The sequence below is a fragment of the Ruegeria sp. O11 genome, from assembly GCF_056535285.1.
In genome coordinates this window covers 74,158-95,170 of the sequence record NZ_JBQERS010000004.1, presented here as the reverse complement: position 1 = coordinate 95,170, position 21,013 = coordinate 74,158, and the positions used below count along the sequence as shown (strand labels likewise).

Below are 21,013 nucleotides of genomic sequence, written 5' to 3'. Positions count from 1 at the left end.
GCCTCAGGTGATGGCTTCCAGCTTTTCCTTGCTTAAGTCGCCGGGCACAATAGTGACCGGAATAGGCAGACTGCCAGAGTTCCGGGTTAGCTGGGTTACCAATGGTCCGGGGCCCTTCTTGTCAGTGCCAGCGCCCAGCACCAACACGCCAATTTCAGAGTCGGACTGGACGTGTTCGATGATTTGAGGAACCGGGTCGCCTTCGCGAATGGCCAATTCGGGCTCGACACCCTGCTTGTCACGCATCCATTTGGCGAACACTTCAAAATGCGCGTGAATACGCTCGCGCGCCTCTTCGCGCATCACCTCGGCAACACCGATCCAATGGTTGAACTCATCCGGCGGAATTACCGAAAGAACCGTTACCCCGCCGCCCGTATGGGCCGCGCGCATTGCGGCAAAGCGCATGGCGTTTAGGCATTCACGGCTGTCGTCAAGAACGACTAGGAACTTGCGCATGTTTGTCCTCGTTTGTTTTCGGGATCATGCCCCACAGGATGCGCAGAGGCAACTGAAACGGGCAGGGTGTCGATCAGCGATTGCTTGCAGCCCAATCCCAGTACATCTCGCGTGCGCGACGGGCAATTGGACCCACCTGATACTGGGTGTCATCCAGCGCGGTGATTGGGGTCACTTTGCTCATGTTACCGGTCATGAATACTTCGTCAGCATCGTGAAAGTCCTCAAAGCTCAGCACAGATTCATGCACTTTCACCCCATCGGCGCGCAGATTCTTGATGTGTCGCGCCCGGGTGATGCCGGCAAGGAACGTTCCATTGGGAATCGGGGTGAAAACTTCTCCATCGCGAACCATGAAAATATTGGCGGTCGCGGTTTCCGCCACGTGCCCCATGGCATCGGCAACCAACGCGTTTGAGAAACCTTTGCCACGCGCCTCCTGCAACATCCGGGCGTTGTTCGGATAGAGGCAGCCCGCTTTAGCGTTAACCACGGCAGATTCCAGAACGGGGCGACGGAAGCGGGTTGTCGTCAGCGTGGCCGAGGCGGATTTGGGCGCCATCGGGATTTCTTCCAGGCAAATGGCGAAGCCAGTGCTGTCTTCCTGGGGGATGATTGCGGTTGGGTCTCCGTCAATGCCCCAATACATAGGGCGAATGTAAACTGCAGTATCTGTTGGATAACTTTGTAGCCCCTCCTGAACCAGTTCAACCATCTGTTCCGTAGTCACCGAAGGCGTTAGCATCAGAGCTTCGGCCGAGCGATTGACCCGAGCGCAATGGGCATCCAGATCCGGGGTCATCCCATCAAAGAAGCGGGCGCCGTCAAATACAGACGAGCCAAGCCATGCGCCATGGTCGGCTGCACGCATGATCGGGGCGTCCCCATCATGCCATTGACCTTCGAAATAGGTGCGGATGTTTTTGCCGACTGCCATTGCGCCCTCCCTCAAGCTTCGGGAAACCTAGGTTGGGGCTGAGGCAAGGTCCAGCAGATTATCCGCGTTACAGAGGCAGCGACTCACGTTTGACCATGGTGCGCAAGGCAAAGTTTGAACGCAGATTTCTGATGCCTTGTATTTTCATCAGTCGGTTTTCTAAGAAGGCGTCAAATGCGTTGAGGTCTTTGGCCACGACGCGCAGCAAGATGTCACGCGAGCCTGTCATGAGATAGCACTCCATCACCTCATCACACCGCCGAATTGCCTTTTCAAAGGAATCGATGGCGCTGCGATCCTGTTTCTCCAACTCGACAGAGACAAAAATCGTAACGCCGAAGCCAAGCTGCTCGGGGTCTACCTGAGCGGCGTACCCGGTGATAATCCCATCTCGTTGCAATCGATCCAAGCGCCGCGCGCAAGGTGTCGGGGACAGCCCGACATGGTCTGCCAGATCGATAACAGTCATGCGGCCATCATTCTGGAGGGCACGGATTATCTTGGAGTCGATGTCATCCATAGTGAAAAACTCCATCATTTTCGAGTTGTTTGAAGAATACCTCTAAAATACTTCTGCTGGTAGCGATAAATAGGTGAAATTCACTCGTCGACAGATGGCAAACTCCACTGGGTAGCCCGGAGGAGAAGAATGGACATCACCATCATAGACGCGCCAGATTACGAGCGCGTGGTCGAATTCAAGGACAGCGCACTTGGTCTATTGGGCTATATTGCAGTTCACTCGACGCAACGCGGTCCTGCGGCTGGCGGTGTGCGGATGCGCCCCTATGGACATGCTGCAGAGGCATTGAATGATGCCTTGCAATTGGCGCGGGGCATGACCTTCAAGAACGCTGCAGCTGATCTTCCTCTAGGGGGTGGCAAGGCCGTTATTATTGGTGACCCGCACATCGATAAATCACCTGATCTTCTGCGTGCCTTCGGTCAAGTCGTGCAAAGCCTGAGCGGTCAGTACTGGACCGCAGAAGACATGGGTATGACGCCCGCTGACATGGCCCATATCGGGTCCCGGACTGACTTTGTGGCAGGGCTGGCAGACGGGGAATTTGCGAGCGGTGATCCATCCCCCATCACGGCACGCGGAATATTCAACGCGATCCGGTTGGCTGCGCAGCACCGTTTTGGGCGAACTGATCTGGATGGCCTGACCGTATCGGTTCAGGGGCTTGGCCATGTAGGCGCGCATTTGTGTCGGTTGCTTCATGATGCAGGCGCACGGCTGATCGTCACAGATATCGATGCCCGCCAATCGGCACGTGTTGCTGAACAGTGTGCGGCTCAGGCTGTGGCCCCCGACATGATTTATGGTGTTGAGGCCGACATATTTGCCCCCTGCGCCATCGGGGGTATCCTTAACGAAACAAGCATTCCATTGTTGCAGGTCGGCGCCGTGGCTGGGGGCGCAAACAACCAGTTGGCCAGTGCTGGCGATGCGCGGTTGCTTCACCAGCGCGGCATTCTTTACGCACCCGACTTTGTCGCTAACGGGGGTGGCATCATAAATGTGGCAACAGAAATCCTGCGCGTAGAAGAGCGTGAAGCTTGGGTCGCTGATAGATTAAAGGCGCTTGAGCAGACGATGGATCGCATCCTGACGAGGGCCAAGATCGAAGCGGTTAGCCCGCATGAGGTCGCTGAATCCATTGTGCATGAAATGCTGCGCCCCAAGGCCGCATAATGGGCTGCCAAACAAAAAACGCCGCCCGGACTGGGCGGCGTTTCTAGATCGGGTTCTGATCATCAGGACTTGCCTGCTCCGACCATGCCCACAATCTCGTAGGTTTTTTGCAAGATCGGGGAGGCAAGCGCACGCGCCCGTTCAGCCCCGCGGGCAAGTATCTGGTCGATCTCAGCCTCTTCTCCCATCAGACGTGCCATCTCGGAGGAGATGGGTGACAGCTTCTCAACCGCCAATTCAGCCAGCATCGGCTTGAACTCGCCGAATTGTTTGCCACCGACCTCTGCCAAAACCTGCTCGGCAGTCTGATCGCTAAGAGCAGCGTAGATGTTCACCAGATTTCGTGCCTCGGGCCGCTCTTCAAGCCCCTTCACTTCCGAGGGCAGTGCATCCGGGTCAGTCTTGGCCTTGCGGATCTTCTTGGCGATGGCGTCGGCATCGTCAGTCATATTGATCCGCGTCATATCGGACGGGTCAGAGGATGACATCTTACGCGACCCGTCGCGCAGGTTCATCACGCGCGGCGCTGGGCCACCGATGACCGGTTCGGTCACGGGGAAGAAATCGACGCCATAGTCATGGTTGAACTTGATTGCGATGTCGCGCGTCAGTTCGAGATGCTGCTTCTGGTCTTCACCGACCGGCACATGGGTCGCGTGATACACCAGTATGTCCGCAGCCATCAGTGCGGGATAAGCGAACAGACCCAACGACGCGTTTTGCGCATTCTTCCCGGCCTTGTCCTTGAATTGCGTCATACGCTGCATCCAACCGATTCGGGCGATGCAGTTGAAGATCCAGGCCAACTGCGTGTGCTCGGGCACCTGGCTCTGATTGAACAGGATGGATTTCTCAGGGTCGAGACCGGCGGCAATGAATCCAGCGCAAACTTCACGAGTCTTCTCACGCAGGCGATCCGGGTCTTGCCAGACAGTAATCGCGTGGAGGTCAACCATGCAGTAGACGGTCTCATACTCCGGCCCCTGCATATCCACGAAACGTTTGAGTGCACCCAGATAGTTACCCAAGTGCAGGTTTCCTGAAGGCTGGATGCCGGAAAACACGCGCGGCGTGAATTGGGTCTCGGTCATCGAAGGAAACTCCTGTCTGGAAAAATCAGCCCCCGTCGCTTACCCATGAGGCAAAGGGACGTCAACAGCCGCGAAAGGCCAGCCCAATGAGCAGTGAGCATTATACACCGCCCGTGAACCCTCTGCCGCCGGTCGTGGTGGCATTAGTTCTGTTCATCATGGGGATCGAGCTGGCTTTTATGCTTGGCGGCCGCGGGCTGGTCGGAGGTCCAACTGCGGTTGGATGGCGGCTGGACGCGTTGCAGCAATACACGTTCTCGCCTGATATCTTCGACTGGATGGTGCAGAACGGGCGTTGGCCGTTCGAACATGTGATCCGCTTTGTGACCTATCCCTTTGTCCAGGCCAATTTTACGCAAGCGATATTTGTTTGCGTGTTTGTACTGGCAATGGGGAAAATGGTTGCCGAGGTGTTTGGCAGCATCGCCATGCTAATCATCTTTGTGGTGTCTGGCGTGGGCGGAGCGCTGGCCTATGCCGTTTTGCTGAACCCGCCCTATCCTCTGGTTGGGGGGTTTCCGCCTGTCTACGGGTTGATCGGTGCGTTCACATGGTTGTTGTGGCGTAAGCTTTCACTGGTCGGCGAAAACCAATCCCGCGCTTTCAGCCTGATCGCGGTGCTAATGGGGATTCAGCTGCTCTTCGGTTTGATCTTCGGCGGCACGTCGGATTGGGTTGCCGATCTGGGTGGATTTGCCACCGGGTTTGGTTTGTCTTTCTTTCTCGCTCCGGGCGGTTGGGCGCGCATTCTCAGCAAAACAAGGCGTGATTAGTGCAAATTCAGCCTCGTTTTAGTGCATTTCGGAATTCTGAAAGCCTAAACGCGCCGAAGACGTGGCCCAACAAGAAATAGGCAATTGCTGCGGTAACGATGAGCATCAATAGCGCCAGGTAGCGCCAGCCGGGTATGCCAAACGCCCATCCAAACAAGTGGATCGTAGCAAACAACACAACGCCCATGCCCGCCGAGGCGGCCACGATCCGCCAGATTCTCTGTTTGAATCGATCGTCAAACCGTGCCTCGTCCCCCATCTTCCGCGCGCCGATTGCCAGCAAAGCTACCATCGCCCAACCAGCGGTCGAGGCTGCGATCGCGGGCGCAATCCAACCGGCGACGGGGTACAGGCCAAAGGCAAGCCCGGCATTCACCGCCATCGCAAACACGGCGTATCTAAACGGTGATTTTGTATCCTCGCGGGCGAAGAACAGCGGCTGTAACAGTTTTTGTAACATGAACGCAGGCAACCCGATGCCATAGATAGCGACGGCAAGAGCGGTCGCTGCCGTATCCTCGGCGCTGAACTGGCCGCGTTGGAACAGAACCGAGACCAATGGGCCAGGAATGATGAGAAAGGCAACCGTTGCGGGTAGCGTCAAAAGCAATGTGAATTCACCGGCCCGAGAAAACGCGTTGCGGGCACCGTCTTTGTCATCTGCGCGCAAACGGCGCGATAGGTCAGGCAATAAAACGATGCCAACTGCGATTCCGACCACTCCCAAAGGCAGCTGATACAAACGATCCGCTGCAAATAACCAACTGATGGCTTTTTCGGTTTTGGAAGCTACAAGCTGCCCCACTACCAAATTGACCTGCGTCACCCCCATGGCCAGCGCCGCTGGCACAGCGATCCGCACCATACGCCGCATTTCTGGGCTAAGCGTCGGCCAACCCGGCCGTATACAAATATCGGCGCGCTCAGTGGCAACCCAGACCAGAGCAAGCTGTGCGACACCAGCGACTGGGATGACTGCGATCAGCCAGCGGATCACGTCCCCTCCCGACATGGCTCCAAAAATCAATGCGAAACTGGCGAAGATGTTCAGCAACACTGGTGCTGCAGCGGCGGCCGCAAATCGGCCAGTCGCGTTTAAAACACCGGAAAACAACGCGGCAAGAGACATGAATAGGATGTAGGGGAACACGACGTATCCATAGTCCACTGCCAGATCAAAGCGCTCGTCTCCGTAAAAACCTTCAGCGGTAATCCAGACCAAGCCGGGCATAAAAACCATCGCCAACCCGACCAAGGCCAGCACAGCCACCGCCAACAGATTGAATGCGTCCTGCGCAAAGCCCTCTGCGTTCTCATCGCCCTCCAGGCGTTTCGAGAACATCGGGACAAAGGCTGCATTAAATGCCCCTTCAGCAAAGAAGCGGCGGAACATGTTGGGCAGGCGGAACGCTGCGACAAAGGCATCCATAACCGGGCCCGGGCCGATTAAGGCGGTCAGCAGAATCTCCCTCAGGAAACCCAGTATACGGCTGGCGAGGGTCCAGAAGCCAACGGTGAAAAAGCCCGAGATCAGGCGGATCGGCTTCATGAGGCGGCCCGCTCCGCACCTTCGGCAATGGCATTACGAAGCTTGGCCTCCAAGCCACGCTGCTTGGCTTCAGAATGGTATTTCAGACCAAACATATCCTTGACGTAGAATGTATCAACCACCTGTTCGCCATAGGTCGCGATCACTGCATTTGCGATGTAAACATTGGCCGCCGCCAATGTTCGGGCCAGATCATAAAGCAGCCCGGGCCGATCACGCGTGTCGACCTCGATGATCGTGTAGATTTCCGAGCCTTCATTGTCGAAGGTGACGTGTGTTGGGACGTTGAAGGCGCGCTCACGTTTTTTGATCTTGTCGCGTGACTTTAGGGCGTCCCTTGCCACCACTTCACCCTTCAGCGTCTTGTGGATCATCTGGGTCAGACGCGGAAGGCGAGATGCTTCGAACGGATGGCCTTCGGCGTCCTGTATCCAGAATGCGTCCGTCACATAACCGTCTTTTGTCGTATAGCTGCGTGCATCCACAACGTTGGCCCCAACCAGAGCCAGCGCCCCGGCAATCCGAGAAAAGATACCCGGGTGGTCGCCCATGGCAAAGCAAGCGCGGGTCGCGTCGCGATCTTCATCCGGATGCAATCGGATCTCGACCGCCGCGGGGTCACCGCTGTCTTCGAGAGATTTCAGCATCTCCGCAAATTCGACATGGGTCGCAAGGTTCAACCCTTGCCAATAAGGATCGTAGTGTCGCCCGGTTTCAGTCTTCAGATCGGCTTTGGACCAGTTTTCCAACTCGGCGCGCAACTGCTTTTTCGCCTCTGCGCCACGGTTGGCACGATTGAGAACCTCCATGCCGGATTCCAGTGCGCGCTTGGTGTCTGCGTGCAAGGCACGCAGCAATGTAGCTTTCCAGTTGTTCCAGGTATTCGGCCCGACACCGCGAATGTCGCAGACCGTCAGCACCGTAAGCAAATCCAATCGCTTTACTGTTTCAACCGCTTTGGCGAAGTCGCGGATCGTGCGCAGATCAGAAATATCGCGCTTTTGCGCCATATCGGACATCAACAGATGGTATCGCACCAGCCATTCCACGGTTTCGGAATCTGCCTTGTTCAGTCCCAGGCGCGGCGCCACCTTGCGAGCGATTTGAGCGCCGAGGATCGAGTGATCTTCAGGCCGCCCCTTCCCGATATCGTGTAGCAGCAAGGCAACGTATAAGACCTTGCGATTGACACTTCGCTCAAGGATCGAGGACGCCAGCGGCAGCTCTTCGATTAGCTCTCCGCGTTCGATCTGGGCCAGATTTACGATGCACTGGATCGTGTGTTCGTCCACCGTATAGCTGTGATACATATTGAACTGCATCATTGCTACGATGTGTTCGAACTCGGGCAGGAAGGCCGACAATACACCCAACTCGTTCATTCGGCGCAGGGCCCGTTCGGGGTTGCCGTGTTTCAGCATCAGATCAAGGAAAATGCGCCGCGCCTCTTTGTCGTTGCGCATGTCTTCGTCGATCAGGTTCAGGTTTGCCGTAACCAAACGCATGGCGTCAGGGTGGATCAACATGCCTGTGCGCAGGCCTTCCTCAAACAGCCGCAGCAGATTGACTTTGTCTGACAGGAATTTGTCGGGGTCCGCGATATCCAGACGGCCATGAACAACCCTGTACCCGGCCTTGATCCGACGCCGACGGCGAAAAATGCGTTCTAGCAACGGCGCGCCCTTCATATGGGCCGCCTCCAGCTTTGTCAGGAATATGCGGGTCAACTCGCCCACACGTGTCGCCTCGCGGAAGTACCGCTGCATGAATACTTCGACGGCCCGCCGACCCGCGCGGTCTTCGTAGCCCATGCGATCCGCCACCTCGACCTGCAGATCGAAAGTCAGCTGTTCTGTCGCGCGACCGGTCACCAGATGCAGATGCGACCGGACAGCCCAAAGGAATTCTTCGGCCTGAACGAATTCACCGAACTCTTCCGGTGTGAACAAACCCATCGGGACCAGTTCGGCAACATCTTTCACGCTGTAGATGTATTTTGCGATCCAGTAGAGCGATTGCAGGTCGCGCAGGCCGCCTTTGCCTTCTTTGACATTGGGCTCAACCATATAGCGCTCACCTTGTTTCAGGTGCCGCTCATCCCGTTCCTTCAGCTTGGCTTCGATAAATTCCCGCTCAGTACCCTTGAACAGCTCGCTTTTCAGATGTTCCTCTAGCTCTTGCGCAAGCGTCTGATCCCCGACGAGATAACGCTGCTCTAGCATGGCGGTGCGAATGGTGAAATCATCTGCACCCAAGCGCAAACAGTCTTTGATCGTACGCGAAGAATGCCCGACCTTCAGTCGCAAATCCCAGAGGATGTAGAGCATGGATTCGATCACGCTCTCGGCCCAGGCGGTGATTTTGTAGGGCGTCAGAAACAGCAGGTCCACGTCAGAGGAGGGAGCCATTTCACCCCGGCCATAGCCTCCGACCGCCAATACGGCGATTTTTTCCCCACGAGTAGGATTGGCGAGCGGGTGCAAATGCTCGGTTGCGACCCGCATTGCGGTCCGCACCATCTGATCCGTCAGATAGGTATAGGAATGTGCCAGAGGGCGTGCATCGAATGGGCGCTGTGAAAATGAATCGGAAATCGCCTCGCGCCCAGCCTTTTGGGCGTCTCGCAGAATACGCACTGTTTCTGCGCGCAACGCTGCGTTGTCCGAGCTGTTTTTAATTGCATCGGACAATCTGGCATCGACGGAAACGCTGTCAAAAATCTCGTCGGCTGAACAGATCAGGTCGTCTTTAGACGCGGTGGCCAGCGCCAGTCGCTCAGAATCCGGCGCCAGAGAAGCTTTGTGGGGCAGGGTCAATCACAACCACCTGTTTGTTCTGGATCGTGGCAACCGCCAGACCGCGTTCATTCGTACCGTTAGGTCGCAGGCGGAAGATACCACCTACACCCTGAAATCCGGCGTTTTGGGTCAGAGCCGCCCCAGTCAGGGCATCGGATTTGCCTTGGCTCACCAACGCGCCAATGGCGGCAACCCCATCGTAGGCAAGCCCGCTGATCGGGTGCGGTGCTTCGCCATATGTATTATTGTACCGCTGGCGATAGGCCTGTGCCTTTGCAGGATCAGGTAGCGCGAACCATCCGCCTTGGACACCTGGTAATTCCAACGTCTGTGCCGGGATGTCCCAGCGCGTCAGGCCGATATATTGCGTTGTTGCCGGTGAAACGCCTGCCTCTGGTAGCAATTGGCTGTAGAGGGGCAGTGCGCCCGCCGTCGTTGCAGTCAAGAAGATCGAATCCGCGCCAGTTGAGTCGACTGTCGCCTTGATGGTCGGAACCGAATCGATCACTCCCTGCTGAGACCGGTCATATCCAACGGTACCCGCATTATTGACGCGGCTGTTGCTGAGCGCGGTGGCAATGGCAGACCGGCCCAACTGGCCCGCCGAGTCATTGCTATGCACTATGACAGTATTGTTCTTGCCCTGCTGTCCGGCGTAGTTCACGAGCCTGTTGGCCGTGTTTTGGAATGTGGGCCCGAGCACATAAACATTGCCGCCCGCAATGCTGGTGTTGTTCGAGAAGGACAGCACGTTGACGTTGTTGTTTAGAACAGCAAGGCCCGCAGCATTGGCCGCCTGCGCATATACTGGACCAAGAATGATCTTAGCCCCATCCGCAACGGCTTGCTGTGCGACACTTGATGCTGTTCCTGCATTTCCAGCCGTGTCATATACTCGCAGGTCAATCTTGACGTTCGGCAAATCCGCGATCGCCAGACGTGCGGCATTCTCAAGGCTTCGCGCAAGGGCGGCATCACCAGATTGAGGCGATCCGCTTGGCACCAGAAGCGCAACCGGGACCGGGTCTGAGGCGTCGATCGAAGGACCTCCACCCAAGCCTCCGGTATCACAAGCAGCGAGGAATGCGGCCGTAGCCAGAGCGATGGCGGATTTCGCCAGTTTGCGTGCGGGCTTGCAAACGGTAAACATCTAAAAGAAAACTCCCTGATCCGGCGTCTGAGGGCACCTTGGTCTATTGATCCGCGATAATAAACGTCACGCTGTGAGGGTCCAGCTTTGAATTTCCAAAAGATCAGATTGGCCGCAGGGCTGTATTTTGTTGCCTCTCCAATCGGGACAGCGCGCGACATTACGCTCAGGGCTTTGGATGTGCTGGCCTCGGCAGACATGATCGCTGCCGAGGATACCCGTAGCCTGCGTCGGTTGATGGAAATTCATGGCGTGCCGCTCGAGGGGCGTCGTATTTTGGCCTATCACGATCACAGCGGAGCTGGCGCACGTGGCAAGATCCTTGATGCGCTCGCGCAGGGGCAATCGGTTGCCTATGCATCCGAGGCCGGAATGCCCCTGATTGCCGATCCCGGTTATGATCTGGGGCGTCAAGCATCCGAGGCCGGGCATAACGTGACCTGTGCACCGGGCCCATCTGCCGTATTGACCGCACTGACATTGGCCGGTCTACCGACCGACGCCTTTTTCTTTGCCGGTTTCCTGCCCAATGCTTCTGGCGCGCGGCGTTCGCGAATCGAGGCGCTGCGTAGTGTCCCCGGAACGCTGGTTTTCTACGAATCGCCGAAGCGTGTGGGGGGTTGTCTCGCGGACCTGGCCGCAGTGCTGGGTGGCGAGCGCCAGGCGGCGCTCTGCCGTGAACTGACGAAGAAGTTTGAAGAAACCCGAAGAGGGACGTTGGCGGATCTTGCCTCCGAGTATCAGGGTGCGTCCGTCAAGGGCGAAGTTGTCTTGCTTGTAGATCGCGCCCATTCGCGATCTGTTAAGGAAACCGACGTAGAAGAGGCCTTGAGAAGAGCCTTGGAAACGCATTCGGTACGGGATGCAGCAGATCTGGTATCAGAGATGTTCAGCCTGCCGCGCCGTCCGATTTATCAGAAGGCCCTGAAACTGGGAAAAGGATGAAAGCATGCGGCGATCTGTTCGGGGTTCGGTTTCATATCACGCCGGACGTTCGGCAGAGATTAGCGTTGCCACTGAATACCAGCGCCGAGGGTATTCAATCGCACAGCGCAGATGGCGCGGCGCAGGTGGCGAGATTGATTTGATTGCGCGCAATGCGGATGGGTTGGTCTTCGTTGAGGTCAAGAAAAGCCGCAGTTTTGAAGCTGCCGCCGCTCGCATCAACCGTCGACAGATGGATCGAATTTGTGCATCTGCTGCGCAGTATCTTGAACAGGAACCCGGCGGGCAGTTGACAAACACGCGTTTTGACGCCGCTTTGGTGGATGATACCGGAACTGTTCAAATCATCGAAAACGCCTTCGGTATGAACTGATCACCATTGAACCCGTCGAGTCTCTGCGCCATGTATCAGGCGAGGAATTGAAGGATAGACCATGAAAATCGCCTTTCAGATGGACCCGATCGGGGCCGTGGACATCAATGCCGACAGCTCGTTTCGTTTGGCAGAAGAGGCTCAGGCCCGCGGCCACCAGCTTTTTTTCTATGGCCCGGATCAATTGGCGTATCAGGAGGGCAAAGTTACTGCGCGCGGGCACGACATGACAGTGCAAAGGGTCGCTGGTGACCCGGCTGTTCTGGGGCCAGAACGCGAAGTGGATCTAGCTGATTTCGATGTGGTCTGGTTGCGGCAAGACCCTCCGTTCGACATGCACTACATCACTTCGACCCATTTGCTGGACCGTCTCCGGGGGCAGACCTTGGTGGTGAATGACCCGTTTTGGGTGCGAAACTATCCGGAAAAGCTGCTGGTTTTGGACTTTCCTGAACTGACGCCGCCCACCACAATTGCGCGGGATCTGCACACCATCAAAGCGTTCAAAGAGAAACACGGCGATATCATCCTCAAGCCACTCTATGGCAATGGGGGCGCTGGTGTGTTCCGCCTTGATGTGAATGATCGCAACCTGACATCGCTGCATGAGTTATTCACGGGTTTCTCGCGTGAGCCGTTGATTGCACAGAAGTTTTTGCCGGATGTAAGAAACGGCGACAAACGTGTCATCCTCGTGGATGGCGAGCCAGTGGGGGCCATCAACCGCGTTCCAGCCGAGGGTGAAACCCGCTCGAACATGCATGTGGGTGGTCGCCCTGAGAAAATCGGCCTGTCTGACCGCGATATGGAAATCTGCGCTGCAATTGGGCCGTTGTTGAAAGAACGTGGACAGGTCTTTGTCGGAATCGATGTGATTGGCGACTACCTGACCGAGATCAATGTCACGTCACCCACCGGCATTCAGGAGCTTGAGCGATTCAACGGTTTGAATATCGCCGAGAAAATCTGGCAGGCGATTGAGGCCAAGTTTTAAGCCCCTGCCTTTGCGCTGATGCGAAAGCTCAGCGCCTCGGCGACATGGGGGCGGCGCACGTCCGGCTCTCCATCGAGATCGGCGATGGTGCGGGCGACCCGCAGGATACGGTGGAAGGCGCGGGCCGAAAGGCCGAAACGCTCGGCAGCTTTTAGAAGCAACTTCTTGCCTTCGGAATCTGGCGCGGCGATTTCTTCCAATAGGTTACCTTCGACATCCGCGTTTTGATGGGTCTCGGGGGTGTCGCGGAACCGGTCAGCTTGAACAGCGCGCGCAGCTTCAACTCGCGCAGCCACAGCGGCTGAACTATCGCCCGAAGGTGGCAAATCGAGATCGGTAAACCCTACAGGGGGTACTTCGATACGCAGGTCGAACCGGTCCATTAGTGGCCCTGAGATGCGGCCCAGATAATCCTCGCCACAAGCCGGTGCGCGCGAGCAGGCACGGGACGGATCAGTCAGGTATCCACATTTACAGGGGTTGGCAGCGGCCACCAGCATAAACCTGCATGGGTATTTCACATGGGCGTTGGCGCGGGCGACCATGACTTCGCCGGTCTCAATCGGTTGTCGCAAGGTTTCCAGAACGGTGCGCGGGAATTCGGGAAACTCGTCCATGAAAAGAACGCCGTTATGTGCCAATGAGATTTCACCGGGTTTTGCACCTTTCCCCCCACCGACGATAGCCGCCATTGAGGCGGTGTGATGCGGCTCTCGAAACGGTCTGGCGCGGCTGATGCCGCCTTCGTCCAACAACCCACAAAGCGATTGGATCATCGAAGTTTCCAGCGCTTCGACCGGCGTCAGCGGTGGCAATATTCCTGGCAGGCACGCCGCCAGCATGGATTTGCCCGAACCGGGTGTCCCGATCATGATCAGGTGATGCCGCCCCGCGGCGGCGATTTCCAAGGCCCGTTTAGCGCGTTCCTGCCCTTTTACGTCTCGCAAATCACGCGCGCTGGGCGAAAGACTGACCTCGCCCTGCGTCGCGGCGGGCAACGCGGATTGGCCGGTGAAGTGCCGCACCACATCTCCTAATGAGCCAGCACCGATCACTTGTGTGGCATCTACCCAAGCGGCTTCCGAGCTAGAGGCGCTGGGGCAAAGCAAGCTACGATCTTCAGCAGCAGCAGTCATGGCGGCAGGCAACGCTCCGACAACCGGAACAAGCGAGCCGTCCAACGACAATTCTCCCAAAGCGACGGCACCCTCTGCGGCGTCCGCAGGAATGATCTCTAGCGCAGTAAGCAAGGCAACTGCGATAGGCAGGTCGAAATGGCTGCCTTCTTTGGGCAAATCGGCGGGCGACAGGTTGATTGTGATCCGTTTCGAGGGCAGCGCGATGGCCATCGCGCTCAGTGCGCTGCGCACCCGATCCCGCGCCTCAGAGACTGCCTTGTCCGGTAATCCAACGATGGAAAACGCAGGAAGGCCCGGAGAAACGGCGCATTGCACTTCGACCGGGCGGGCATCGACCCCTTGAAAAGCGACGGTGTGGGCGCGGGCGACCATGGCAATCCTGTTTTTTGGTTAACAGGACGTTGCTGCCATGGCTGCGGTTTAGGAATCGTTAACGCCACCGATCATCGCAGTAAATTTTGGCCAAGCACCAGGGTCGGCAACAGTTTTGTTCCGACAAAACGGGTTGCAAAAGCCCCAAACCTTGCCTTCGAGTTCAAGATAATCCCTCACTGGTTTTCCGGAGTAGGGACATGCGGAGTTAATGGATGGACCGGTACTGACGGTTGCCGCTTTCGAGTTCTCGCCAATCGGCCAGTTTTGGGCGGTAAGGTTTTGTGGATAGGGAAAGGGATCATACTCAATGGTCATGCCCATGGCACGCCATTGCCGAACGGAAATGTCTGAAAGCAGGTCCATGCAGTAGGTGCGATTGGCCTCAGTCACGGGTAGGTCGTAGCCGATAATCCGTGCTGCAACCGGAGTATAGAAGACATCAGCCAACGAGTACGCACCAAACAGAGGGCCCGACTCGGCACCCGAAATACTCCGAGCATGAGCCCAGAGTGTTTCGATCCGCTGCAGATCCACCAGCGTATCTTTAGAGGGGGTGAAACCTTCCCAGCGATATTTCAACTGCATGGGGCATTGCCCCCGCAGAGCTGTGAAACCGGCGACCATCTCAGCACAAAGCCACCGGGCCGTTGCACGAGCTGCCGGCTTTGTTGGCCAAAGTCCGGCGTCAGGGTGATGTTCGGCCAAAGTCTCTGCCATGGCGAGGCTTTCACCGACCACAGTTCCATCGGGTAGCCGCAATGCTGGTACCAGACGTGCTGGTGCCAGTGGCTTCATATCCGCTGCCATCGTCCCGGAGTAGAGGCCAATCATGTGGGTGCGGTAGGGCAGGCCGAATTTTTCGAGCATCAGCCATCCGCGCAAGGACCAGCTTGAAAACAACCGGTCGCCGATAAAGAGGTCATGGGTCATGCGCCGACGATGCAGGGTCGATGCGCGTTCGTAAATCAGTGATTTGTGCGCAGTCCTATCACGGACGGTGATTGATCCGCCCCACCGACCAGCCAGTTTCGTGGCGTGTAATCTCGGTAACCGAAAGATTATCGATTCGGTGACTGAACGCCTCTTGCGCATCCACGTCCAAGGCACGTTGGATTTGAGTCAGGATTACGCCGAAATGCGCAACCACTACCAAATCGCGTCCTGAATTGTCGGCAATCAAGGTATCAACTACCGCATCGACCCGCGCGCGGACTTCATTCCAGCTTTCCCCATCTGGGGGTCTGACATCTCCGGGATTGTCCCAGTATGCAAAGCAAAGCTCGGGGTCTTCAGCCTCGATCTCAGCAAATGGGCGCAACTCCCATGTGCCAAAATTGATTTCGCGAAGATCAGCATGGTGCGGCAGACGCTGGCGTATGCCTTGAATTGCACTGGCGGTGTCGGCGGCGCGTGACAAATCCGATGAAATAACGACGGCTTCGGAGGGAAGGTGCGTTTCGAGACGGCTGATTGCGGCGTGATCGCTCAAGTCAGCGGGCAGATCGGACCAGCCTACCATGGTTTTGGCATGTGTCGGGCCGTGCCGTACCAAATGTAGCCGGGTCACAGAGGTGGTCCCTTTAGAACCAATGGTAGCCCGGCCGTGACCTGCACCACCCGATCCGCCTGCGCAGCCAGTGCTATGTTCAGGCGCCCCTGTGCCTCGCGGAACCGACGGGACAGGGCATTGTCAGGCACGATGCCGTGGCCGACTTCGTTCGAAACGATAACGATTTGCGCTGCACAGGTTTTCAACGCGTTCAGCAGTTTGGATTGCGCTTCGTGAAGATTGCTCTCCGCGAGCAGGTGGTTGGTCAGCCACATGGTTGCACAGTCGATCAGGCAAATCTGATGCCGCGTCAGCTGTGCGAGTTCTGGCGACAGATCAAATGGTGTTTCAATCGTCGTCCACCCGCTGCCTCGTTGTGCAATATGTTGCCTGATTTTTTGACGCATCTCATCATCAAACACTTGTGATGTTGCGAGGTAAATACGATTTTTACCTGTAGAAACAACAGTTTGTTCCGCAAAAAGGGATTTTCCGGATGCAGCGCCGCCCAAGATAAAGGTTAAATCGGCATGCACTTTTATTACCTTTCTGGTGATCCAACCGGTTTTGCCCTGCGTATCGACCCTGAGTCGGCAAAGCAAGCCCGGCCAATCGCCTGTAAAAAAGGGAGATTTGCATGGCACTTGATAACGCACATGATTTTTCGATGTCCCGGCAGGCAATGAAAGCCGAATTGCTGGACGCAGAGACAGAATTGAAGCTGGCATATGCCTGGCGTGATGAACGCGATGAGAAAGCTCTGCACCGCCTGATCACGGCCTATATGCGGCTGGCAATTTCAATGGCAGCAAAATTCAAACGCTACGGCGCGCCGATGAACGATCTGATTCAAGAGGCGGGACTGGGTTTGATGAAAGCCGCCGACAAGTTTGATCCGGACCGGGGCGTTCGCTTTTCAACCTATGCGGTGTGGTGGATCAAGGCGAGCATTCAGGACTATGTGATGCGTAACTGGTCAATGGTGCGCACCGGTTCGACTTCTTCCCAGAAATCTCTCTTCTTCAATATGCGAAGGGTTCAGGCGCGTCTTGAACGTGAAGCGGCGACCGAAGGCATGGATTTGGATCGCCACCAGTTGCACCAGATGATCGCGGCTGAAATCGGTGTACCGTTGCGTGACGTCGAGATGATGGAAGGGCGGCTCGCCGGGTCCGATTTCTCACTGAATGCGATTCAGTCGACAGATGAAGATGGGCGCGAGTGGATAGATGCGTTGGAAGATGACAGTGAACAAGCCGCCGAAGCGGTCGAGAACAATCATGATAGGCAGCAATTGCGCGAATGGTTGGTTACAGCCATGCAGTCTTTGAACGAGCGTGAGAGATTCATTGTGCGAGAACGAAAGTTGCGCGAACCCGCTCGGACTTTGGAAAGCCTCGGTCAGGAGCTTGGTCTGTCGAAAGAACGTGTGCGTCAGCTCGAGGCAGCAGCATTCATAAAAATGCGCAAGAACCTTGAAGCTCAATCGCGCGAGGTGCAACACTTCTTCGCATGAAAGCACTTGCGATTCTTACAGCTTTTGTGTTGCTCGCCGCACTACCTCAGTCGGGCAGCGCCGATGATTATATACCTCAGGATGTCTTGGACGACATGCAAGCGGCGGATGTCGTCATTCTGGGTGAAATACATGACAACCCGCGGCATCATCTCGTGCAGGCCGAAGCGGTTGCAGCAATTGCGCCATCTGCGGTTGTCTGGGAAATGGTGACCGAAGAAAGCGCACAGCGACTGGCGCAGAAAGCGGCGAGTAATCCAGAAGAGCTGTCCAAAATTCTGCGCTGGGCCGAGTCTGGTTGGCCCCCACTCAGCATGTATTACCCGGTTTTTCGCGCGGCCAATGTGCCCGTTTATGGCGCGATGTTGCCTCGAGCTGCCGCGCGTGCAGCTATGGAGCGCGGAGCAGCGACCACTTTAGGGGCGGACGCAGCCAGATATGGGCTGACAGTGCCCTTGCCTGAGGATGATCAGGCCGCGCGTGAGGCGGATCAGCTTGCGGCCCATTGCGATGCTTTGCCTGCCGAGGTCCTGCCGCAGATGGTTGCAATTCAGCGCTTGCGGGACGCGGTGCTCACGCGCGCCATATTACGGGCCGCAGATGAAACTGGCGGGCCGATTGCAGTGATCACGGGCAACGGCCATGCACGCAAAGATCGCGGGATACCAACTTTTTTGACGCGTTTGCGGCCCGGACTGAAAGTCTTTGTGCTCGGGCAATCTGAGGATGGGCTTATCGACGGAGACTTCGACGCCGTGGTTGATAGCCCTGCTGCAGAACGTGAAGATCCCTGCAAGGCCTTCGAGGCACAGAATTAACCGCTGGAACTGACCGGCGGCGTTGCCTAATGTCAGGGCCGATCGGGACGGGAAGGGCAATACATGCTGTCATCCAAACGCATTCTGCTGATTATTGGTGGTGGGATCGCCGCTTATAAATCGCTGGATCTGATCCGGCGGCTGCGTGAACGCGGTGCCGCAGTGACGCCTGTATTAACGCGCGCCGCGGAGGAGTTCGTGACTCCCTTGTCCGTATCCGCATTGGCCGGTGAGAAGGTTTACAGGGACCTTTTTGATCTGACCGACGAAGCCGAGATGGGTCATATCCAACTGTCGCGTTCGGCAGATCTGATCGTGGTTGCGCCCGCGACCGCTGATATGATGGGCAAGATGGCAGGTGGTTTGGCGAATGATTTGGCCTCAACGCTGTTGTTGGCAACCGATACACTCGTTCTGTGTGCACCCGCGATGAATGTTCGCATGTGGGAGCATCCAGCGACCCAACGCAACCTCGCGCAACTTGAAGCCGATGGTGTGCGATTTGTCGGCCCGAACGAGGGTGACATGGCTTGCGGAGAATATGGCCCGGGCCGCATGTCGGAACCGCTGGAGATCGTTGCTTCGATTGAGGCGCAATTTTCGGCCGGCCCATTGACTGGTAAGCGTATTTTGGTGACTTCGGGCCCGACACATGAACCGATTGATCCTGTGCGTTACATCGCAAACCGCTCGTCAGGTGCACAGGGCACGGCTGTGGCGCGTGCACTGGCAGCGCTGGGGGCCGAGGTTATTTTTGTTACAGGTCCGGCTGACGTTTCGCCACCTGAAAGGGTGAATGTTGTACGGATTGAGACGGCGCAGCAGATGTCAGATGCGGTGGACGCTGCGCTTCCTGTTGATGCTGGTGTATTCGCAGCCGCTGTGGCCGATTGGCGGGTATCTAGCGCCTCGGACAAGAAGCTAAAGAAAAGTCGTGATGGCCTGCCTGCACTTGAATTCGCTGAGAACCCAGACATCCTGAAGCGCATTGCTCATATGGAAGATGGCCGACCCCTGTTGGTGGTGGGTTTTGCGGCTGAGACGGACAATGTGATCGAACATGCCACTGCAAAACGCGCCCGTAAGGGCTGTGACTGGATTGTTGCGAATGATGTCAGTCCCGCGACGGGCATCATGGGCGGATCCGAAAATGCCGTGATCGTGATTTCGGAAGAGGGTGCCGAAGAATGGCCGCGCATGGGTAAAGACGAAGTGGCAAAGCGGTTGGCGGTTAAGATCGCTGGCGCGCTGACCAAATAGTAGTCGTTGAAATCTGAGGTGCAGTGATGGTGGCAATTCGTGTGATCCGAGAGGAAGGGGCTGATCATTCGGTGCCGTTACCCTCTTATGAAACGTCTGGTGCGGCTGGTGCGGATGTACGGGCCAACTTGCCAAATGGTACGCCAATAATATTAGCTCCAGGTGAGCGCACCCTTGTGCCAACGGGCCTTAGGATCGAGATCCCGCTTGGTTTCGAAGTTCAGGTGCGGCCCCGCTCGGGCCTTGCGCTTAAACACGGGATCACCTTGCCGAATACCCCGGGTACGATCGACAGCGATTATCGCGGCCCGTTGGGGGTGATTGTGCTGAATGCGGGGCAGGAGCCTTTCGAAATCACCCATGGCGAACGTATTGCACAACTGATTGTCGCGCCTGTGGTACAGGCCATTTTTCAGGACGTTGAGGTTCTGAGTGAGACCGACCGTGGTGCAGGCGGTTTCGGCTCGACCGGGCGGGGCTGATGCTTCTGGTTCTGATCCTGGCTGCCGCGCTATGGGGCGTAGGATATATCGCCGGTGTGTCGCGCGCCGCGCGTCTGGTTTCTGTTGGCGCACTGCTAACGGGGGTGATCATTGCTCAGCTTGTGCTGCCGGAGGGAAATCCGTTGCGTGAGGCGACTGGCGGGTCTGCAGCGATGTGGCTGATCCTCTCTGGCGTGGTTCTGCTAGCTCTGCTTTATGGGCGGGGCATCAAGGCGTTACGTAGTCGCGCTGCTCCCAGCCCAATGTCGGAACCTGCCATGCCATCCGATCAGTTCAGCGAAACCGAACTTGAACGCTATGCCCGCCATATCGTTCTGCGCGAACTTGGCGGACCGGGTCAAAAGCGGATGAAACAGGCGCGCGTGCTGGTGATCGGGGCCGGGGGCCTCGGCGCACCCGCTTTGCAATATCTCGCTGCCGCCGGAGTTGGCACCATTGGTGTGATCGATGATGACGCGGTCGAGAATGCGAACCTGCAGCGGCAGGTGATCCACCGCGATGCGGATATCGGGATGCCCAAGGTGTTTTCAGCCCAGCAAGCCATGGTGGCGCAGAACCCCAATGTCGTGGTTCTGCCCTATCATCGCCGCCTGACTGAAGAGATTGCTGCTGAACTGTTTGCTGATTTTGATCTGATCCTTGATGGTACAGACAATTTCGACACCCGCTATCTGGCCAACCGGACGGCTGTGGCGCTGGGCAAGCCGTTGATCTCGGGAGCGTTGTCGCAATGGGAAGGGCAACTGAGCGTGTTCGACCCAGCCACTTCCGGCCCGTGCTATCAGTGTATATTTCCTGAAGCCCCGGCCCCTGGTCTGGCGCCCTCTTGTGCCGAGGCAGGCGTAATCGGGCCGTTGCCCGGTGTCGTCGGCTCGATGATGGCGGTTGAGGCGATCAAGGTGATCACCGGTGCCGGGCAGGCGTTGCGGGGTGAGATGTTAATCTACGACGCGCTTTACAGCGAAAGCCGCAAGATCACCTTGGCGCACCGCACAGATTGTCCGATTTGCGGGTCAGGAGCTCAAAGTTCAGACTAGCTCTGGATCATTGCGTCGGGCGGTCTTAGCTATGAGGTCAAAGGAGAC

At 56.9% G+C, this 21,013-nt stretch carries 21 protein-coding genes; 10 read left to right on the top strand and 11 right to left on the bottom strand.

What is annotated here, in order from left to right:
• Positions 1-3 precede the first annotated feature (3 nt).
• The 3 genes from ACRZ91_RS10470 to ACRZ91_RS10460 form a co-directional block, all read right to left on the bottom strand.
• The gene (locus ACRZ91_RS10470; RefSeq protein WP_010442861.1) at positions 4-459 is read right to left on the bottom strand and encodes a universal stress protein; all 456 of its coding nucleotides are present in this window, start codon (positions 457-459) and stop codon (positions 4-6) included.
• A gap of 73 nt (positions 460-532) precedes the next feature.
• On the bottom strand, positions 533-1,396 hold the full coding sequence (locus ACRZ91_RS10465; protein ID WP_480905022.1) for a branched-chain amino acid aminotransferase: 864 nt from the start codon (positions 1,394-1,396) through the stop codon (positions 533-535).
• 67 nt (positions 1,397-1,463) lie between these two features.
• Entirely contained in the window at positions 1,464-1,916 is a 453-nt protein-coding gene (locus ACRZ91_RS10460; protein WP_010442863.1) for an Lrp/AsnC family transcriptional regulator, read from the bottom strand.
• A gap of 129 nt (positions 1,917-2,045) precedes the next feature.
• On the opposite strand from ACRZ91_RS10460, the gene ACRZ91_RS10455 reads away from it, so the two are divergent.
• Positions 2,046-3,095 (top strand): Glu/Leu/Phe/Val family dehydrogenase, encoded by a 1,050-nt coding sequence (locus tag ACRZ91_RS10455; protein WP_480905019.1) that lies wholly within the window; start codon positions 2,046-2,048, stop codon positions 3,093-3,095.
• A gap of 62 nt (positions 3,096-3,157) precedes the next feature.
• Here the strand turns inward: ACRZ91_RS10455 and trpS are convergent, their stop codons facing one another.
• Complete coding sequence (gene trpS, locus ACRZ91_RS10450) at positions 3,158-4,186, bottom strand: tryptophan--tRNA ligase (RefSeq protein ID WP_170474329.1); 1,029 nt, start codon at positions 4,184-4,186, stop codon at positions 3,158-3,160.
• An 86-nt stretch (positions 4,187-4,272) separates the two neighbouring features.
• Here trpS and ACRZ91_RS10445 point away from each other — a divergent pair, with 86 nt between their 5' ends.
• Positions 4,273-4,959: a rhomboid family intramembrane serine protease gene (locus ACRZ91_RS10445; RefSeq protein WP_170474333.1), complete on the top strand. Its 687-nt coding sequence runs from the start codon at positions 4,273-4,275 to the stop codon at positions 4,957-4,959.
• Between the two features lie 7 nt (positions 4,960-4,966).
• Here the strand turns inward: ACRZ91_RS10445 and murJ are convergent, their stop codons facing one another.
• The 3 genes from murJ to ACRZ91_RS10430 are packed head-to-tail and all read right to left on the bottom strand — an operon-like array spanning position 4,967 to position 10,456.
• Positions 4,967-6,508 (bottom strand): murein biosynthesis integral membrane protein MurJ, encoded by a 1,542-nt coding sequence (gene murJ / locus ACRZ91_RS10440; RefSeq protein WP_480905015.1) that lies wholly within the window; start codon positions 6,506-6,508, stop codon positions 4,967-4,969.
• Positions 6,505-9,324: a [protein-PII] uridylyltransferase gene (locus ACRZ91_RS10435; RefSeq protein WP_480905012.1), complete on the bottom strand. Its 2,820-nt coding sequence runs from the start codon at positions 9,322-9,324 to the stop codon at positions 6,505-6,507. Before ACRZ91_RS10435 ends, murJ begins: the two co-directional genes overlap by 4 nt.
• Complete coding sequence (locus ACRZ91_RS10430) at positions 9,284-10,456, bottom strand: penicillin-binding protein activator (RefSeq protein WP_480905010.1); 1,173 nt, start codon at positions 10,454-10,456, stop codon at positions 9,284-9,286. The genes ACRZ91_RS10435 and ACRZ91_RS10430 overlap by 41 nt, the downstream gene beginning before the upstream one ends.
• 87 nt (positions 10,457-10,543) lie before the next feature.
• Here ACRZ91_RS10430 and rsmI point away from each other — a divergent pair, with 87 nt between their 5' ends.
• The 3 genes from rsmI to gshB all read left to right on the top strand — a co-directional run bounded on the left by rsmI (position 10,544) and on the right by gshB (position 12,768).
• Positions 10,544-11,401 (top strand): 16S rRNA (cytidine(1402)-2'-O)-methyltransferase, encoded by an 858-nt coding sequence (gene rsmI / locus ACRZ91_RS10425; RefSeq protein WP_480905007.1) that lies wholly within the window; start codon positions 10,544-10,546, stop codon positions 11,399-11,401.
• 4 nt (positions 11,402-11,405) lie between these two features.
• Positions 11,406-11,774, top strand: coding sequence for a YraN family protein (locus ACRZ91_RS10420; RefSeq protein ID WP_480905005.1), 369 nt, complete (start codon positions 11,406-11,408; stop codon positions 11,772-11,774).
• Between the two features lie 61 nt (positions 11,775-11,835).
• A complete protein-coding gene (gene gshB, locus ACRZ91_RS10415; RefSeq protein WP_480905004.1) occupies positions 11,836-12,768 on the top strand; it encodes a glutathione synthase in 933 nt (310 codons plus the stop codon).
• Here the strand turns inward: gshB and ACRZ91_RS10410 are convergent.
• The 4 genes from ACRZ91_RS10410 to cobU are packed head-to-tail and all read right to left on the bottom strand — an operon-like array spanning position 12,765 to position 16,367.
• Entirely contained in the window at positions 12,765-14,279 is a 1,515-nt protein-coding gene (locus tag ACRZ91_RS10410) for a YifB family Mg chelatase-like AAA ATPase (protein ID WP_480905001.1), read from the bottom strand. The two genes, gshB and ACRZ91_RS10410, sit on opposite strands and share 4 nt — an antisense overlap.
• 48 nt (positions 14,280-14,327) lie before the next feature.
• Positions 14,328-15,212 (bottom strand): glutathione S-transferase, encoded by an 885-nt coding sequence (locus ACRZ91_RS10405; RefSeq protein WP_480904998.1) that lies wholly within the window; start codon positions 15,210-15,212, stop codon positions 14,328-14,330.
• Between the two features lie 58 nt (positions 15,213-15,270).
• The gene (locus ACRZ91_RS10400) at positions 15,271-15,849 is read right to left on the bottom strand and encodes a histidine phosphatase family protein (protein WP_480904995.1); all 579 of its coding nucleotides are present in this window, start codon (positions 15,847-15,849) and stop codon (positions 15,271-15,273) included.
• Complete coding sequence (gene cobU / locus ACRZ91_RS10395) at positions 15,846-16,367, bottom strand: bifunctional adenosylcobinamide kinase/adenosylcobinamide-phosphate guanylyltransferase (protein ID WP_480904992.1); 522 nt, start codon at positions 16,365-16,367, stop codon at positions 15,846-15,848. The genes ACRZ91_RS10400 and cobU overlap by 4 nt, the downstream gene beginning before the upstream one ends.
• Positions 16,368-16,468: 101 nt before the next feature.
• Between cobU and ACRZ91_RS10390 the strand changes: the two genes are divergently transcribed.
• The 5 genes from ACRZ91_RS10390 to ACRZ91_RS10370 all read left to right on the top strand — a co-directional run bounded on the left by ACRZ91_RS10390 (position 16,469) and on the right by ACRZ91_RS10370 (position 20,965).
• Positions 16,469-17,347, top strand: coding sequence for an RNA polymerase factor sigma-32 (locus tag ACRZ91_RS10390; RefSeq protein ID WP_480904989.1), 879 nt, complete (start codon positions 16,469-16,471; stop codon positions 17,345-17,347).
• Positions 17,344-18,165 (top strand): ChaN family lipoprotein, encoded by an 822-nt coding sequence (locus ACRZ91_RS10385; RefSeq protein ID WP_480904986.1) that lies wholly within the window; start codon positions 17,344-17,346, stop codon positions 18,163-18,165. The genes ACRZ91_RS10390 and ACRZ91_RS10385 overlap by 4 nt, the downstream gene beginning before the upstream one ends.
• 63 nt (positions 18,166-18,228) lie before the next feature.
• The gene (gene coaBC / locus ACRZ91_RS10380) at positions 18,229-19,425 is read left to right on the top strand and encodes a bifunctional phosphopantothenoylcysteine decarboxylase/phosphopantothenate--cysteine ligase CoaBC (RefSeq protein ID WP_480904982.1); all 1,197 of its coding nucleotides are present in this window, start codon (positions 18,229-18,231) and stop codon (positions 19,423-19,425) included.
• Positions 19,426-19,451: 26 nt separating this feature from the next.
• Positions 19,452-19,907: a dUTP diphosphatase gene (dut, locus tag ACRZ91_RS10375; RefSeq protein ID WP_170474373.1), complete on the top strand. Its 456-nt coding sequence runs from the start codon at positions 19,452-19,454 to the stop codon at positions 19,905-19,907.
• Positions 19,907-20,965, top strand: coding sequence for a HesA/MoeB/ThiF family protein (locus ACRZ91_RS10370; protein ID WP_480904978.1), 1,059 nt, complete (start codon positions 19,907-19,909; stop codon positions 20,963-20,965). The genes dut and ACRZ91_RS10370 overlap by 1 nt, the downstream gene beginning before the upstream one ends.
• Positions 20,966-21,013 lie beyond the last annotated feature (48 nt).

Excerpts from the sequence above, each read along its gene's own strand:
- coaBC (WP_480904982.1), top strand. The coding sequence starts at position 18,229 with ATGCTGTCATCCAAACGCATTCTGCTGATTATTGGTGGTGGGATCGCC.
- dut (WP_170474373.1), top strand. The coding sequence starts at position 19,452 with ATGGTGGCAATTCGTGTGATCCGAGAGGAAGGGGCTGATCATTCGGTG.
- ACRZ91_RS10410 (WP_480905001.1), bottom strand. The coding sequence starts at position 14,279 with ATGGTCGCCCGCGCCCACACCGTCGCTTTTCAAGGGGTCGATGCCCGC.
- ACRZ91_RS10460 (WP_010442863.1), bottom strand. The coding sequence starts at position 1,916 with ATGGATGACATCGACTCCAAGATAATCCGTGCCCTCCAGAATGATGGC.
- ACRZ91_RS10430 (WP_480905010.1), bottom strand. The coding sequence starts at position 10,456 with ATGTTTACCGTTTGCAAGCCCGCACGCAAACTGGCGAAATCCGCCATC.
- ACRZ91_RS10445 (WP_170474333.1), top strand. The coding sequence starts at position 4,273 with ATGAGCAGTGAGCATTATACACCGCCCGTGAACCCTCTGCCGCCGGTC.
- murJ (WP_480905015.1), bottom strand. The coding sequence starts at position 6,508 with ATGAAGCCGATCCGCCTGATCTCGGGCTTTTTCACCGTTGGCTTCTGG.
- ACRZ91_RS10405 (WP_480904998.1), bottom strand. The coding sequence starts at position 15,212 with ATGACCCATGACCTCTTTATCGGCGACCGGTTGTTTTCAAGCTGGTCC.
- ACRZ91_RS10455 (WP_480905019.1), top strand. The coding sequence starts at position 2,046 with ATGGACATCACCATCATAGACGCGCCAGATTACGAGCGCGTGGTCGAA.
- ACRZ91_RS10465 (WP_480905022.1), bottom strand. The coding sequence starts at position 1,396 with ATGGCAGTCGGCAAAAACATCCGCACCTATTTCGAAGGTCAATGGCAT.
- trpS (WP_170474329.1), bottom strand. The coding sequence starts at position 4,186 with ATGACCGAGACCCAATTCACGCCGCGCGTGTTTTCCGGCATCCAGCCT.
- ACRZ91_RS10470 (WP_010442861.1), bottom strand. The coding sequence starts at position 459 with ATGCGCAAGTTCCTAGTCGTTCTTGACGACAGCCGTGAATGCCTAAAC.
- ACRZ91_RS10390 (WP_480904989.1), top strand. The coding sequence starts at position 16,469 with ATGGCACTTGATAACGCACATGATTTTTCGATGTCCCGGCAGGCAATG.
- ACRZ91_RS10420 (WP_480905005.1), top strand. The coding sequence starts at position 11,406 with ATGCGGCGATCTGTTCGGGGTTCGGTTTCATATCACGCCGGACGTTCG.
- ACRZ91_RS10370 (WP_480904978.1), top strand. The coding sequence starts at position 19,907 with ATGCTTCTGGTTCTGATCCTGGCTGCCGCGCTATGGGGCGTAGGATAT.
- gshB (WP_480905004.1), top strand. The coding sequence starts at position 11,836 with ATGAAAATCGCCTTTCAGATGGACCCGATCGGGGCCGTGGACATCAAT.
- ACRZ91_RS10385 (WP_480904986.1), top strand. The coding sequence starts at position 17,344 with ATGAAAGCACTTGCGATTCTTACAGCTTTTGTGTTGCTCGCCGCACTA.